Annotated in this window: 13 protein-coding genes and 1 riboswitch; of the genes, 9 read left to right on the plus strand and 4 right to left on the minus strand. The window is 56.0% G+C overall.

Going from position 1 to position 15,361, the window contains the following annotated elements:
• On the minus strand, positions 1-1,119 hold a 1,119-nt coding region (locus tag AB8C10_RS04070), incomplete at its 3' end, for an ATP-binding cassette domain-containing protein (RefSeq protein WP_368866917.1).
• A gap of 458 nt (positions 1,120-1,577) precedes the next feature.
• A riboswitch (SAM riboswitch) is annotated at positions 1,578-1,694 on the plus strand.
• Between the two features lie 117 nt (positions 1,695-1,811).
• On the opposite strand from AB8C10_RS04070, the gene AB8C10_RS04075 reads away from it, so the two are divergent.
• From AB8C10_RS04075 to AB8C10_RS04090, 4 genes are all read left to right on the plus strand, one after another.
• Entirely contained in the window at positions 1,812-2,717 is a 906-nt protein-coding gene (locus AB8C10_RS04075) for a methylenetetrahydrofolate reductase (RefSeq protein ID WP_368866918.1), read from the plus strand.
• A 162-nt stretch (positions 2,718-2,879) separates the two neighbouring features.
• Positions 2,880-5,207, plus strand: coding sequence for a 5-methyltetrahydropteroyltriglutamate--homocysteine S-methyltransferase (gene metE / locus AB8C10_RS04080; RefSeq protein ID WP_368866919.1), 2,328 nt, complete (start codon positions 2,880-2,882; stop codon positions 5,205-5,207).
• Between the two features lie 516 nt (positions 5,208-5,723).
• The gene (locus AB8C10_RS04085; protein WP_070604005.1) at positions 5,724-7,163 is read left to right on the plus strand and encodes an MFS transporter; all 1,440 of its coding nucleotides are present in this window, start codon (positions 5,724-5,726) and stop codon (positions 7,161-7,163) included.
• A 107-nt stretch (positions 7,164-7,270) separates the two neighbouring features.
• A complete protein-coding gene (locus AB8C10_RS04090; protein WP_368866920.1) occupies positions 7,271-9,253 on the plus strand; it encodes a M13 family metallopeptidase in 1,983 nt (660 codons plus the stop codon).
• Between the two features lie 119 nt (positions 9,254-9,372).
• Here the strand turns inward: AB8C10_RS04090 and AB8C10_RS04095 are convergent, their stop codons facing one another.
• From AB8C10_RS04095 to AB8C10_RS04105, 3 genes are all read right to left on the minus strand, one after another.
• Positions 9,373-10,131: a DUF6318 family protein gene (locus AB8C10_RS04095; protein ID WP_368866921.1), complete on the minus strand. Its 759-nt coding sequence runs from the start codon at positions 10,129-10,131 to the stop codon at positions 9,373-9,375.
• Positions 10,132-10,261: 130 nt separating this feature from the next.
• Positions 10,262-10,501, minus strand: a complete 240-nt coding sequence (locus AB8C10_RS04100; RefSeq protein ID WP_368866922.1) for a transcriptional initiation protein Tat — start codon at positions 10,499-10,501, stop codon at positions 10,262-10,264.
• Positions 10,502-10,749: 248 nt separating this feature from the next.
• Complete coding sequence (locus tag AB8C10_RS04105; RefSeq protein WP_368866923.1) at positions 10,750-11,409, minus strand: ATP pyrophosphatase; 660 nt, start codon at positions 11,407-11,409, stop codon at positions 10,750-10,752.
• 269 nt (positions 11,410-11,678) lie between these two features.
• On the opposite strand from AB8C10_RS04105, the gene AB8C10_RS04110 reads away from it, so the two are divergent.
• From AB8C10_RS04110 to AB8C10_RS04130, 5 genes are all read left to right on the plus strand, one after another.
• Positions 11,679-12,458, plus strand: a complete 780-nt coding sequence (locus tag AB8C10_RS04110) for an ECF transporter S component (protein WP_368866924.1) — start codon at positions 11,679-11,681, stop codon at positions 12,456-12,458.
• 5 nt (positions 12,459-12,463) lie between these two features.
• Entirely contained in the window at positions 12,464-12,844 is a 381-nt protein-coding gene (locus AB8C10_RS04115; protein ID WP_368866925.1) for a hypothetical protein, read from the plus strand.
• Positions 12,845-12,908: 64 nt separating this feature from the next.
• A complete protein-coding gene (locus tag AB8C10_RS04120; protein ID WP_368866926.1) occupies positions 12,909-13,295 on the plus strand; it encodes a hypothetical protein in 387 nt (128 codons plus the stop codon).
• A 420-nt stretch (positions 13,296-13,715) separates the two neighbouring features.
• A complete protein-coding gene (locus tag AB8C10_RS04125) occupies positions 13,716-14,246 on the plus strand; it encodes a hypothetical protein (protein WP_368866927.1) in 531 nt (176 codons plus the stop codon).
• A gap of 26 nt (positions 14,247-14,272) precedes the next feature.
• A complete protein-coding gene (locus tag AB8C10_RS04130; RefSeq protein ID WP_368866928.1) occupies positions 14,273-15,175 on the plus strand; it encodes a hypothetical protein in 903 nt (300 codons plus the stop codon).
• The last annotated feature ends 186 nt before the right edge of the window (positions 15,176-15,361 follow it).

Raw genomic sequence — 15,361 nt, forward strand, 5'->3', positions numbered from 1 at the left:
GTTGTATTTACTCTCAGAAGAAGCACCCTTATACGTTATGCTCCCCTGGGCAATTGGTGTAATTCCAAGAATTGCATTTATTAGCGTTGTTTTTCCCGCGCCCGAGGCACCAACTACTGCAATCATTTGATTATTCATCAGCTCAAGATTAATATCTTTAAGCGCAAAAGACGACGCGCCCTCATACTGAACGGATACATCTTTGCATATAATTTTTGAAATATTTTCATGGTTAGGGTTAGAAGTTTTTATCTCAGAAGCATGGTCGTAAGTATTAGAGTCGCATACCCTTCGGAATTGCTGAACAGATAATGCTCCATTAATAATCTGACCGAATGAATATCCCACCTCTTGGGTCGCGTCAACACAGGCAATGATTCCAATCAGCGATCCGGCCACATACGATATATCGGCTCCTGAATCCACAAGGAAGTACAGGGACGCAAAAAGTAAGACAGAGCAGAGTAGCCCTGCAACTACGGAGATGATTCCTCTAACACTTTCAAGGCTCAATTCCCTACCGGCCGCCCGGCGTCGCCAGGACGCTACGCGTTGCGAGAAAAATCGGGAGGCTCTCATGAGGTGAAGTTCTTGGGCGCGACTTTGAGCCATCAGATTGTCTAGATAGTAGTTCTCTACCCGATAGTCCTCGTACATTAGGGTGTATATAGCGTAATCACGTTTAGCGAGGATTACCATTGCAATAGATAGGGGTAGTGAACACAGTGCCGCAAAAATTGCTGCCACAATGCTGACGTTCGCGATATTAAGACAGAGAAGTAACACCATTGCGAAGGCACTCACCAGTGTCATAACTGACATGGTGTGAACCTGCAATTCCTGTTTCGATATTGCCTCTCTAGCAGCACGTATATCTTCCTGTGATTTTGTGCTACCTATATCAGATAACGGAAATGTAGATAACCTGTTATTTAACATGCAGTGAACCCGATAGTTCACCTTTGATTTGAGGATGAGCATGTTACTTATGACCCAGCGTTTAGCAATGATATTAATTCCGACAACAAGGGCAAGAGCAACGATATAAATCCAGGCCGCACCACCATTTGAACCGCTCAAGGCTGATACTGTATTACCAATCAGCAGGGACTGACTCAAGGGAATGCAGGCAATGACGGCTAGCGATAGGGCGACGCTCACCAGGGTTGTGGGACAGGTTTTCCATGCTAGGCGGAAGGACCAGAGTATAGAAGAAAATAGCTTTTTCATTCTCACCACGCTCACAAAGTCATATTGAACTCATCTTTGAGCCCTACAACTCCTCGATGAGCGGACATCGAAACACTACCCGTGCCTCACTAGCTACCCTACCCCTCAATGAAATTCAAAACACATATATTCGTGCGTGTCCAAGAATATTAAGCAGATATATCTGCGATAGTTCCGGGCATCCAGGGTCAGCCGACAGCCCTACCCGCAACGCCCCCCAGCCCCCCTTCGTCATAGTCAGTCATATTAAGTTCATATTTCGCCCCAATGTCATGTCCAGAAATATTAGGACATCAACCGCCGTATCCCTTGCACGCCCTCGGAGGTGGTGGGTAGAGTGAAAGCGTTATCTATCAAGAGCGACCGAGAGATCTGGCTCGTAGACGTCGCAGCAACCTCGCCAGTATCCCCCACCGTCACGGTGCAGGGTACGGACAAGGTGCTCCCGCCAGAACCGATAGAGAAGAATACCCTTCGGCACCCCTTGATGAGTCGTACCCGCAAACCGGTACAGCGCATCCTGCAGAAGAATTCGCGCACCCTCACGGTGCGTATCTATCGGGTGAACACGAAGGATGGTTATGGCTACAGTTCACCCGGCTCTTTCTTTTGAGCTGTTCCCTCCGCGCTCACACGCAAGCTGTGAGTCGCTGATTCGCACCATTGCGGAGCTTGAGGGTACCAACCCCGACTACGTTTCGGTCACCTACGCCGGAGATGCTAAGCGCCGCCAGAAGACCTTGGCGCTGCTCGACCACCTGGTGCATGAAACCTCCCTCACCCCGCTGGCTCACCTGATTTGTGCAGGCCACTCGGTGCATGAGCTGGAGCGTGCGGTCCGCCTGATTCTGGGTCTGGGCGTGCGCGGTTTCCTGGCTCTTCGCGGTGACATTCAGGAAGGTCAGGTTTCTGAGCTTCCTTTCGCCCGCTACCTGGTGGAACTCATTCGCCGCGTGGAGCGTGAAGATTTTGCCCACCTGGCAGCTGGCAAGGTGTCGATTGGTGTGGCGGCATACCCGCAGAAGCACCCCGAGTCCGCATCCCTGCTGCAGGATATTGAGATTCTGCTGTCCAAGCAGCGTGCCGGCGCAGATTTCGCGATTACTCAGGTGTTCTTTGAGGATGAACGCTACAGCGCCCTGGTCGATTCGGCGCACCTGGCGGGCGTAGATATTCCGATTATTCCGGGCATCATGCCGGTAACCTCCCTGAAGCGCCTGCAGAATCTCTGCCAGATGGCGGGCATGGAAGTCCCGACGGACCTCGCCTACGCCCTAGAGACGGCAACCAGTGACGCTGAGCTGCACCGCATCGGTGTTAAGTATGCGTTGAACCAGTGCCGCGCCGTGATGGATGCGGGCGCACCGGGCCTGCACTTCTTCACCTTCAACGAGCATGCCGCGGTTCTGGACGTTCTGGATCAGCTGGATTTGCCGCGGTACAGTAACCGTTTCTCTCAGCCGCTGAGCGAACTGGAATACGTCTAAAACCCCGCTTCAACCGATAACGCTCCTTGTCGGATGCGTTTCCACTTTCTCCCCCACAAATATTCCGGGAGTTGTTGAGTTCTCCGTTTCACCACCCACAGTCGGGTGGTAAAACACCGGAACTGACTCCCCTATCTATCCCCAGTAAAGGAAAAAAATATTATGTCGAACACCGCATTCCCCGCCGCAACCATTGTTGGCTACCCCCGCGTGGGCCGCTTCCGCGAGCTGAAGAAGGCTCAGGAGGCTTTCTGGAAGGGCAAGGCCACCCTGCAGGAGCTGCAGGACACCGCCGCTGACGTGCAGCGCACCTACTTCGAGCGCGTGACCGCCGCCGGTCTGAAGGCTGACAACTACTCGATTCCGGCGACCTTCTCCTACTACGATCAGGTGCTTGATGTGGTTCGCCTGTTCACCCTGGTTCCCGAGCGTCTGGCTGAGGCTAAGGACGCACGCGGTCTGCTGGATCTGCCCGGCTACTTCGCACTGGCGCGCGGTACCGAGACCCTGCCTCCTCTGGAGATGACTAAGTGGTTCGACACCAACTACCACTACCTGGTGCCCGAGATTGGTGCCGGTACCGAGATTAAGCTGAACCTTGAGGCTATTGACGAGCAGCTCGAGGTCGCTAAGCAGGCTGGCGTGAAGGTTCGCCCGCAGATTGTTGGCCCGCTGACCCTGCTGCTGGGTGCTAAGGCTGAGCAGGGTTCCGCTGAGGACTTCTCCCCCGTTGACCGTCTGGATGAATTCGTTGCCGCATACGCTCAGGTGCTGGAGCAGCTGGCTGAGCGCGGCGTTGAGTGGGTTCAGCTGGACGAGCCGGGCCTGACCGTGGACCGTGCCGACAACGCGAAGGTTGCTGAGCTTGCCGAGCGCACCTACCGCACCCTGGCTGCCGGCGAGAAGCGCCCGCAGATTCTGGTGACCAGCCCCTACGGTTCCCTGCGTGAGAACCTGCCGGCTCTGCTGGGTACCGGTATTGAGGCTCTGCACCTTGACCTGGTGCACGGCGTGTACTCGAAGGCTGAGCTGGAGTCCGTTTCTGCCGCCGGCGTGCACCTGGTTGCCGGTGTTGTGAACGGCCGTAACGTGTGGCGTGCCGATGTTCGCGCGGCTCTGAAGACTCTGGAGGCGCTGCCCGGCGCATCCGAGGGTGCCGTGTCGGTGTCCTCCTCGACCTCCCTGCAGCACGTGCCGCACGACCTGGCTCTGGAAGACCCCGCCGAGGTTCCCGTGGACGGCCTGGCATTCGCCGACCAGAAGGTTGCCGAGATCGCCCTGCTGGCTCGTGGCCTGGCCGAGGGTGAGGCTGCTGTTGAGCCGGAGCTGAAGGCTGCTGACGAGGCGCTGGCTCGCTTCGCCGCTGACCCGCGTAAACACAACGACGAGATTCGTGCCCGCGCCGCAGCTGTGACTCCCGAGGACTTCGACCGCCCGACCATTGACGTTCGCCGCGCGGCTCAGGCTGACCTGAACCTGCCGAAGCTGCCGACCACCACCATCGGTTCCTTCCCGCAGACCGCTGAGATTCGCCGCCGCCGTGCGGAGGCTCGTGCGGGCAAGATTTCCGCCGAGGAGCTGAACGGCTTCCTGCGTGACGAGATTGCCTCGGTCATCAAGCTGCAGGAGGAGCTGGGCCTGGACGTGCTGGTTCACGGTGAGGCTGAGCGTAACGACATGGTTCAGTACTTCGCTGAGAACTTCGACGGCTTCGCAACCACCCGCCACGGCTGGGTTCAGTCCTACGGTTCGCGTTGCACCCGCCCCTCGATTCTGTTCGGTGACGTGAAGCGTCACGGTGAGGGCCTGCGCGGTGAGGCGTTCACCGTGCCGTGGAGCTCCCACGCACAGTCGCTGAGCGACAAGCCGGTCAAGGGCATGCTCACCGGCCCGGTGACGATTCTGGCGTGGTCCTTCGTGCGTGACGACCAGCCGCGCCGCGAGACCGCTAACCAGGTGGCTCTGGCTCTTGCCGACGAGATTGCCGACCTGGAGCAGGCGGGCATCCGCATCATTCAGGTGGACGAGCCGGCTCTGCGTGAGCTGCTGCCCCTGCGCCGCGATGAGCAGCCGCAGTACCTGGATTGGTCGGTGAACTCCTTCCGCCTGGCAACCAGCGCGGTGAAGGATTCCACTCAGATTCACACCCACCTGTGCTACTCGGAGTTCAACGAGATTATCGACTCGATTAACGCTCTGAACGCTGACGTGACCAGCATTGAGGCGGCTCGTTCGCACATGGAGCTGCTGGCTGATATTCCGGAGAGCTTCGTTTCCGGTCTGGGCCCGGGCGTGTGGGACATCCACTCCCCGCGTGTTCCTTCGCAGGATGAGATTGAGTCCCTGCTGAAGGCTGCGATTGGTTACGGCACCATTGCTGACCTGTGGGTGAACCCTGACTGCGGCCTGAAGACTCGTGATTACGAGGAGACCAAGCAGTCTCTGCGTCACCTGGTGGACGCCACCAAGGCGATTCGCGCATCCCTCTAGGAGGCGCCTATTGGTTCCGCTGCCTGCTGCGGGTTGACCGGATGATGGTTTGCTCGCGGTAACCTGCGGCAGGTGGCGGCTGTTCGGCTTCGTGCCGGTATGCGTACCGACTGTATGCCGAGCTTTTGGGGATAGATAACAGGCCCGCCCGTACGGTTTTTCTTCTGCACCGTGCGGGCGGGCTTTCTGTGCTGTTTTTGGGCACCGATTTTGTGGTGTTCAAGTGGTTTTCTTTTTGAACTTAGGGTATAAATTACTCTAAATTTAAGTGTGGTCTGACCAAAACACATACTTACTCAACAATGAAAGTATTTATATTCACTGTAGCACTTGTGGCACTGTTGCCCAGTAGACAGATATACATCACACAGATTTAGCACTTCCCTGTAATTCCAGGGTAAAAACAGTATTAATAGAATAATCACTCTGAATATCTGTTCACCATAGTGAACATTCTACTGAAAACTTTTCCAGCAGATTAGCATTTTTATAAGCCGCCGTTTTTAGAATTCCAGCATGACTACTACCACTTCATCAAAGAAGAAGAAGGGTTCTACACCCCGCTGGCTCGCTATTCCGGCACCCAAGCCCCAGCTCAGCGAAGCAGAAGTTAATGCGAAGTACCCGCGCATGCGCCTACAGGTCTTCATGGGTATCTTCATCGGTTACGCAACCTTCTACCTGATTCGTAACAACGTCCCGCTGGTCACCCCGATTCTGACCAAGGAACTTGGCTTCAGCAACGCAGCAATTGGTGCACTGTCCACGGCACTGCTGCTGGCTTACGGCTTCAGCAAGTTCTTCACCGCAATGATTTCTGACCGCTCGAACGCGCGTTTGTTCCTGCCCATCGGTCTGGTGCTCTCGGGTGTTGCAAACATCCTGCTGGCGCTGACCGGTTACATGGGTGAAGGCGCGGGTGCGACGGGCTACGCTGCTGCTATCGCCTCCATCATGGCGACCATTATGGTCTTCAACGGCATCTTCCAGGGTATGGGTTGGCCTCCCTCGGGTCGTGTGCTCGTGAACTGGTTCTCCACCAGCGAGCGCGGCACGAAGGTTTCCTGGTGGAACACCGCCCACAACGTTGGTGGTGCGCTGTCCGGTCTGCTGGTTGCATGGGGCTTCTCCATGTTCGGCAAGACCTGGGAAGTTGCCTTCTGGTTCCCGGCTGTTATCAGCTTCGTTCTGGCGTTCGTGGCGTGGCTGCTGATTCGTGACAACCCCGAGGCTGAGGGTCTGCCCACCGTTGACGTGTACCGCAACGACCCGCACAAGGTTGAGTCCACCGCTGAGGATCGTGCAGAGTCCACCTGGACCACCATCCGTAAGCACGTGCTGACCAACTCGACTATGGTGTACCTGGCTCTGGCAAACGTGTTCGTGTACACCCTGCGTTACGGCGTGCTGGTGTGGGCGCCGAAGTACCTACACGATGTGCGCCACGCTTCCCTTGAGGGTGGTATTGCGGGCTTCTCGATTCTGGAGCTTGCCGGTATTGGCGGCACCGTCCTGTGCGGTTACGTTTCTGACCGCATGTTCAAGGGTCGCCGCTCCCCCGCGGGTATCCTGTTCCTGATTGCGACCGTTGGCGCGATTCTGCTGTACTGGCTGCCTTCTTCGGATGCGCCGCTGTGGATTGCGTACGTTGCGTTGGCTCTGATTGGTGGCCTGATTTACGGCCCGGTTATGCTGATTGGTCTGCAGGCTATTGACCTGTCTCCCTCGCACGTTGCGGGTACCGCTGCGGGCTTCACCGGCCTGTTCGGTTACGCGCTGGGTGCGACCCTGGCTTCTGCTGGTATCGGCATCATTGTTGATCACTGGGGTTGGAGCACCGCGTTCGTCTTCATGATTGTGTGCTCGGGTCTGGCGGTTCTGTTCCTCTGGCTGGTTAACGGTGCTGAGAAGCGTCTGATGGCTGAGCGTGCAGAGAAGCTGGCGGCTCAGGCATAATTGCCCCATCTTTCGTGTAGGGAAGCCACACGTTTGCTGGTGAGTCACCATATGATGGCTTGTCGGTAATCGTGTGGCTTCTTACGTTAAGAACCTAGAATGGAACCATGACTACTAACTCTGGAATCACTAAAGAATGGGTGGATGAAACCGTCAAGCCGGGCGACGATTTCTTCCGCCACGTCAACGGCAAGTGGCTTGCTACCCACGAAATCCCGGCGGACCGCCCCAAGGACGGCGGCCTGTACACCCTCCGCGATAACGCAGAGAAGCACGTGCGTGAGCTGGTGGAGAAGATCGCGAAGGAGCAGCCGGAGTCCCGTATTGGCGCACTCTACAACTCCTTCATGGATGTTGAGAAGATTGAGGCGGACGGCCTGGAGCCGCTGCTGAAGGAAATCGCCCCGATTCTGAACTCGGCAACCCCCTCCCACCTGGCTGTGACCCTGGCGCTGCTGTCTCGTGCGGGTCTGCCGCAGCTGTTCGCTTGGTACACCAGCAACGACCCGAAGGACCCGAAGAATTACACGTTCTTCCTGTATCAGTCGGGTCTGGGCCTGCCGGATGAATCCTACTACCGTGAAGAGAAGCACGAGGCTGCATGCGCGGCGTATGTTGAGCATATTGCCCGCATGTTTGAGCTGACCGGTCTGGCTGAGGGCTTCGGCCTGACTCCGGAGCAGGCGGCTCAGCTGGTGTTCACCCACGAGTCGGAGCTGGCTCGCCTGCACTGGAACGTCGTGGAGAACCGCGACGCTGAGGCAACCTACAACCCGTACCAGGCGACCGAGCTGGGCGAGAAGTTCCCCGGCTTCCCGTTCTCACAGTGGCTGCTGGCGCTCGGCGCCGACCCGGAGGCCCTGGGTCAGGTTATTGTGGCTCAGCCGTCCTTCTTCGAGGGTGCGGCAAAGCTGTTCACCTCCATCCCGCTGATGAGCTGGAAGCTGTGGGCTGTGTGGACCGTTCTGCGTTCGCGTGCGCCGTTCATGTACGACGAGCTGGTTCAGGAGAGCTTCAACTTCTACGGCAAGACCCTTTCCGGTACTCAGCAGATTCGTGAGCGCTGGAAGCGCGGCGTGGGTGCTGTCGAGAAGGCTCTGGGTGAGGAGATTGGCCAGGAGTACGTGGCTGTGCACTTCCCGCCCTCGCACAAGGAGAAGATGCTGGTTCTGGTCGGCAACCTCCTTGAGGCGTACCGCGAGTCTATCGAGTCGCTGGACTGGATGACCGAGGCAACCCGCCAGAAGGCGCTGGAGAAGCTGTCGAAGTTCGTCACCAAGATCGGTTACCCCGATAAGTGGCGTGACTTCTCCGCACTGGAGCTCGTTCCCGGTGACCTGTTTGAGAACCTGCGCCGTACCGGTGCGTTTGATGCTGACTGGCTGATTGCCCGTAAGGGTCAGCCGGTGGATAAGTCGGAGTGGCTGATGACTCCGCAGACCGTGAACGCGTACTACATGCCGCCGGCGAATGAGATTGTGTTCCCCGCAGCGATTCTGCAGCCGCCGTACTTCAACCCGGATGCTGACGATGCGGCAAACTACGGCAATATCGGCATGATTATTGGCCACGAGATTGGTCACGGTTTTGACGATCAGGGTTCCCGCTATGACGGTGACGGCAAGCTGGAGAGCTGGTGGACTGAGGAGGATTACGCGAAGTTCAAGGAACGCACCTCCGCGCTGGTGGAGCAGTACAACGCGTACGTTCCGGTGGGTCTGGACCCGAAGTTCCATGTGAACGGTGAGCTGACTTTGGGCGAGAACATTGGCGACCTGGCTGGCATGTCGATTGCGTTGAAGGCGTACCGTCTGGCTTTGAAGAAGCAGGGCATTGAGTCGCTGGCTGGCGCACCGGTGATTGACGGCATGACCGGTATTCAGCGTTTCTTCTTCTCGAATGCTCGCGGCTGGTGCACGAAGTCCCGCCCGCAGCATGCTGAGGTGATGATTTCGGTGGATCCGCATTCGCCGGATGAGTTCCGTGTGAACGGTGTGGTGCGCAATATTGACGAGTTCTATGAGGCGTTTGACGTCTCTGAGGGCGATGCACTGTACCTGGCTCCGGAGGAGCGCGTGCGCATCTGGTAGCATCCCGATAAGGGTATATGCTTTATTGCGTATATAAGAAAGGCGCCCGCCTCGTGGGTTTATTCCACGGGGCGGGCGCCTTTTACTTGTAGAAGTTATACGCCTCTAGGCTGAAGCTTTTAGGAAGCAGAAGCCGATGCTGAAGCTACTGCAGAAGCTGAGGCGGAAGAGGGACGAGCATTCATACCGGTCAGCTTCCATGCGCCGTTCTCGTACACGCCGTGCAGGGTGCGCTCGACCTCGTCCTTACGATCCGATTCAGAGGGAGCTTCCTGCACACGGTCCTTGCTTGCAATGAACTCGCCGGGATCCATGGTCAGGCGGATATCCCAGCTGTAGGTGTCACCCTCACGTTCGGGCTGCGCGGAAAGCATGGTGATGGTGACGGTCGCGTCGTGCATCCAGGCTTCACCCTTGACCAGCTTCTCGCCAAGGGTGCCACCTGCCGGCTCAATCATGTTCTTCAGCTCGGACTTGTCGAGCGCGCATTCACGCAGCGGCTCGGTCTTACCGGTGCGCATGTAGTATTCCATGGCTGCGCCGAAGAAGGCGATGGACTGGTACAGGCCCTCCACGCTGTTCTCGTTAGCGACGGCAGGCTTCACGGGCACGGGAGCGTTCTTAGAGGGCTCGGTGCGGGTTCCGGGCTGGTAGTCGGCAGGCTTGGAGGTGTAGCCCTCCAGGACTGCAACGCCGGAGTAGTCGCTACGTGCGCTCTTAGATGCGGAAGCGGATGCGCTACCGGACGCATTGTTGGATGCGCTCTCGGATGCAGAGCCGCTGGTTGCCTGGGGTTGCGCGCCACATGCCGCGAGGAAGGTTGCGCCACCGGCGGCTACAACCATGCCGAGTGCGGATCGGCGGGTTACGTTCTTCATTTTTCTCTCTATCTGTGGTGTGTTTTCCGCACCGTGGTGCGGGTGATGCCTGGGGCATCTAACGGGAAGACGGCACCACATGAGTGTGGTGCCGTCTTCCAGTATATGTCTTGGGCTGGGGCCGTAGGGCTTAGCCGCCGTAATAGTAGTAGTGGCTGTAGGAGCTACCGTAGTAGTCGCTGATGACGATGCGGCCGCGGCGGCCGTAACGGTGCGAGTAGTAGCCGTTATAGGGGGTGCGGCGCACGGTGGGGCGGTAGGTGGTTGCCTGCGCGGGGGTGAGCAGTGCGCCGAGGGCGGTTGCTACACCTGCGCCTGCGGCGGCGAGTGCTGCGCGGCGGGTGAAGCGTGAGGGCTTCTTGGTGGCCATGATGTGCCTTTCGGGGTCGGTGTTTCTGTGAAGTGACGTGGTGCGTGCACGGCGTGTGGCTGTGCATTGAACCTTTCTTATTGTAAGCCTCAACGTTAATGTTTTTGCGTGCAGAGTGCACCTTCTAGTTGAGGGTTAGACCATGCGGGCTAGTCAACGTTTTTCCGGCAGAAAAACTGCGGAAATATTGGTTGAGAAACACGCCGGGCACGCACTAAATACGGGCTGAAAACGACCTGGTTTGCGGGCTACATGTCTACTTCGGCGAGGCCGGAAATCTTGCCGTAGCGGAAGTACCGGAGGGTGGAGCGGCGGTTTGCCCAGGCATTGATCTGGGCGGTGTCCTCAGGGTTGCTGATGTCTGGCCAGCGGTCGTTTTCGATCCTGAATCGGGTCATTGCGAGGAGGGGGTAGCTGCCGAAGACGGGGCAGAATTCTGCGACCAGTTTGCCGGATTTTGTGTAGAAGTGGAGGGAGTCTGCGTGTTCACGGTCGGTGTTGTTGTCGTATGAGACCGTGTCAATCGCGTTGAGCGGGAAGAAGACCGTATCGTTGAAAGGCTCTCCCCTTTCGATTCCTTCGGGCGAGATTTTAGTGTAGGTACCGGCGGCGTCGCAGAAGAAGAACATGAAAAAGCCGGTCATGCCGAGGCCAATAAAGTCGAATGCGAAGTGGAATCCTACGTCTTCCCCTAGGTGAATGACGAAGACTCCTATCGCAAACGAGAGAATTACTAGGGCATAGGTAGCAATTTCGAAGCGGTTCGTTCGCATGACGTATACAGCTTCGGCGCGTAGTTTCTTGTCGCGGCGTCGGTTGAGTTCGTACGTGACGACGATGCGGAGAACCTTGTAGATCAGTATGGAGTCGAGTGCGCCCCATATGAAAATCATGATGGTGTTGACCATGGTCGCTCACCAGCCTTTCTATCTATCGGTGACCGGCAGCCTTCCGGCAACGGTGCGGAGGGTGCGGGTTCGTTCTCAGAGTAGCTAACAAAATCGGGTGGTTAAGCCCAGATTCGCGTTTTCTGCGGAGTGGTTGCCGAGTCTTCACCCGAGCATCGCATCGAGTTAACCTTCTGGTCAGATACGGTGCGATAGGCTAAGGATGTGCCCGCCACCTCACCGGGGCGGGCCTGATTCACCAACCACTACCGCACAAGGACGTACATACTATGAGCGCTGTTGAAGACGGAGCCCTCGGAGGGCTTCTCGTCGCCCTGGTACCGGGTATCCGTATTAAGCTCGGCAAACCCACGCTGAATAAGAGACAGAGAAGGCCCCTTTTCGGATTTATCTTCTCTTGGAGCGTCACAATCCTTGGGTTCGTCATCTGGCCTATTATTTGGCTGAGCCTGGGATATCCACGTCCTTCCGGCGACCGAGAGATTGTTAATCAATGGGTTCTGCTGTTTATAGGTGCCTTTGGGCTTGGTCTGCTGGGTGCTATCCCGTTGAACCACTGCTACGCCTTCTACCTTGAGCTGCGCGAGGATTGCGTGCGGTGGCGTAACTGGCGGTGGAAGGAACGCACCTTCACCTACCCCTCAATTACGTTTGCCCACGTGGAGAACAACGGCAAGAACGGATTCCTGCGCATCGGCAGCACCGAAATTGGTAAGCGCACTTGTAGCTTCGACCCGTATCAGCTCGATGCGACGATTCTTATGGCGCAGGTGCTTTACCGTGATGATCACGGGCGTTGGGCGGAAGAAGACGGCCTGGACGTGATGAGTGTGGTTGGGATGTATGGTTCTTCGCGTGATATTTATGCCCAGTTTTATGACTTGTGTAAGACGAAGTATGTGGTGGGTGTGACGAAGAGTGAGCGTCAGCGTCGCCGCCGTAGGGCTGCTCGTAATGAGGCGCGTAGGTTGGAGCGTCAGCAGGCGCGTGAGGCGGCACGCCGCGAAGCGCAGCAGACCAAGAAATCCCGGAAGGCTAATGAGGAATGAGGTGAGTGATGGAAATTAATTACAAACGCCGCCAAAGAGTAGCACTCATTATTTCATTCATCATTCTTTGGTACATGTTCTTTGTTTTCCCTAAATACTCACGTGATGACAGTGATGGTATCACCGCCACCTGCACCGTAACTAAGGCATATACAAAAGAGATTGGCGGAACAGTAAGCGGCATGAATGACACTAGACCCAAAGGTATTTTTGAGACGGAAGAATGCGGCACTCTCACGATGATTGTTCCTCCGGAAGGTCGCAAGATTCCCGAGTACGTTGAGACCGTCGAGCCTGGTAAAAAATACCTATTCCATGTCGCAAACTCATCTCTTAAAAAGGAACGAGATTTTGATACGACCCGCTTTGAAGAAATCAAAGAATGACAGTTCGCAGCTCCAGAACCTGCTAAAAACCAACCAGACAAGACACTGAGAAAGTAGGAAAACAATGTTCCCATGGATTAAGAAACTCACATCCCCGGAAGCCAGAACTTTTATTGCCTGCACCATCTCAATAATGGTTGTCTTTGGTCTGGCTTACTACATAACACATGCCGAGGATAAAAATGCATATACCGTATGCACTGTAAAGAGCCACAAAATTGAAGCTATTGGTGGGCAAGCATCCAACTACACGGTTGAAAGCCCCAAGGGTATCTTTGAGACCGAAGAGTGCGGAACACTTGAAATGTATGGAACGTCGGATGGAAAAAAGATACCGGAGTATGTATCTGCAATTCATGATGGAAAGAAGTACAAGGTATACAAATCTGCGACCGATAAAAATAAAGATAAAGATTTCGGTATTGTCCGCCTTGAAGAAATCAAGGAATAACCAGCTCATGAGCTAAAAATAGAGCCCTGGGCGGTGCGAGCCTACAACTCGCACCGTCCGGGGCTTTCTATACGGCACTAGCGGCCTATTTCGCTTTGTCCGCGTCTTCGACAATGCAGGGGCATACTCCCCCGAGCAGCTCGGGAAATCGGGCGGTTAGGCACGGATCTCGGCCCTCTGATGACTGGTTGCCGAGTCTTCATCTGACCCTTGCACGCAGTTAACCTTCTGGTCAGATACCGTGCGATAGGCTAAGAATGTGCCCGCCACCACCGGAGCGGGAACGATTCACCAACCACCACACAAGGACGTACATACCATGGGCACAACCGAAGTAAGCAGCGAAGCGCACAAGGCAACGAAAGCCTAGAAACCCAGCACAGAGTAACAGCCCGCAGCTCAGAAAGAAGGTGAAGAGCAATGAAAAAGAACTCCCCGAGGAAAAAGAACGTTTCAAAGAAAAGAAACACCTCAAAGAAAAAGAGTTACCCAGAGGTAAATTACATTCCCGAAACTGGGGCTATAAAGAAGATCAACAAAAAGAGATACACCAAGAAAAAGAAGAATAAAGTCGATTTCAAAGAGTATCTTCGCAAAAAAGTAAAAGCTGTGTGGGATGCGCGCGACGTCATCATAATCATGGCAGTCATGCTAGGGTTCTGCGCGTCCTTACATTTTATGACCAACTACAACCCGGGCAATGAATCCGCTATCTGCACTGTTACCTCCGTCGAAATCATTGAGCACGAGGACCCCTATTGGACCTCCGGTGAATTCGAAACGGAAGAGTGCGGAATCATCACATCGAGCAAATCCCCTGATGGTATACCCATCCGCAAATACCTCCAAAACTTTGAGACGGGCAAGAAATACAGGGCGTACAAGTCCTTCGATACCCGCAACGATGAATTCGACTTCAGCGTCCTCCGCTTTGAAGAGATCAAAGAGTAACCCCACCCCGCAGAAAGGAATCCACCATGGACGATATCGGCGACTTTATCATCGGCTTTTTTGAGGTGGCCCTCGCCTCCTCAACAACCCTGCAGCGAGTATTTCTGTGGATTCTGTTCTCTATATCCATTCTTCTATCGTTTGTCCCCGTCGTGACGGGTGAATACGCGTGGAGCATCCTATCCATCTCCGCGATGCTGTTTTCCGTCGTGATGATTGACGGCACGCGTGAGCACGGTGTGCAGGATGCAAAGAACGGCGGCGCGTACCACTACTTTCTGCTGACGGTGGGCACGCTCTGCGTCGCCGAGATTGTTCTGCTCGCTGCTCTCTCCCTGGTGGGTGTCCCGCCGGTTGCCTCCACCCCGCAGGCGGACGGCATCAATTTCGCGCCCTGGTATGTGGCGGCGTCCGCGCTGGTTCTGCTGCTGTTCTTCTACAATGCCGCGCAGCCGAGCGAGGAGATCCCTAACCTGCGACGCATGGAGCGCATCAACCGGTACGTACGCGCGGTGGTGCTGGGTGTGAGTGCCCTGATGGCGTTCTTCTGCCTGCTGATTCCGGTGGTTTCGTTCGCCACTGCCGGTTATGAGCCTGTGGGTGTTTCGGTGGTGCTGTGCCTGGTGCCGGTTTTCCTGATTTTTGTGCGCCGCGCCCTGTTCAAGCTGTGGGCGGCGACTTTTGAGGAGGGCACTGCCGGGTATGGTGTGTTGCGTGGCTTCTGCGTCGCCCTGGTGGGTTTGGGCGGATGTTTGGCGGCGGCCCGTCTTGCCGTGGATGTTGTGCAGTCCGGTAGCGGCTTGTCGCTGGTGTACGTGGTGCCGGTGATCGCCTCGTACCTGCTGGTGAAGAGGTACCTGACCGTGGGTGTCGCTATCCCCGAGAAGGAAGACGAGGAGGAGCCGGAGGCTGAACCTGCAGCCCGCTAAACCGTGGAACCCCGTATAGATAAAGCCCCGTGGGTTAAGGGATGACCTCAGCCGCGGGGTTTTTCTATGTCGAACAGAGTTCGGTAAGTGCACGAGGTTGAAACGAAATGAAAAATACCTTTAACTATCACCTCAAGGTTGAATTGAATATCCTGATGAGGCACCGACTAGGAGGAAAAAATATCA

This window comes from Rothia mucilaginosa, assembly GCF_964210535.1.
Classification (GTDB): domain Bacteria; phylum Actinomycetota; class Actinomycetes; order Actinomycetales; family Micrococcaceae; genus Rothia; species Rothia mucilaginosa_F.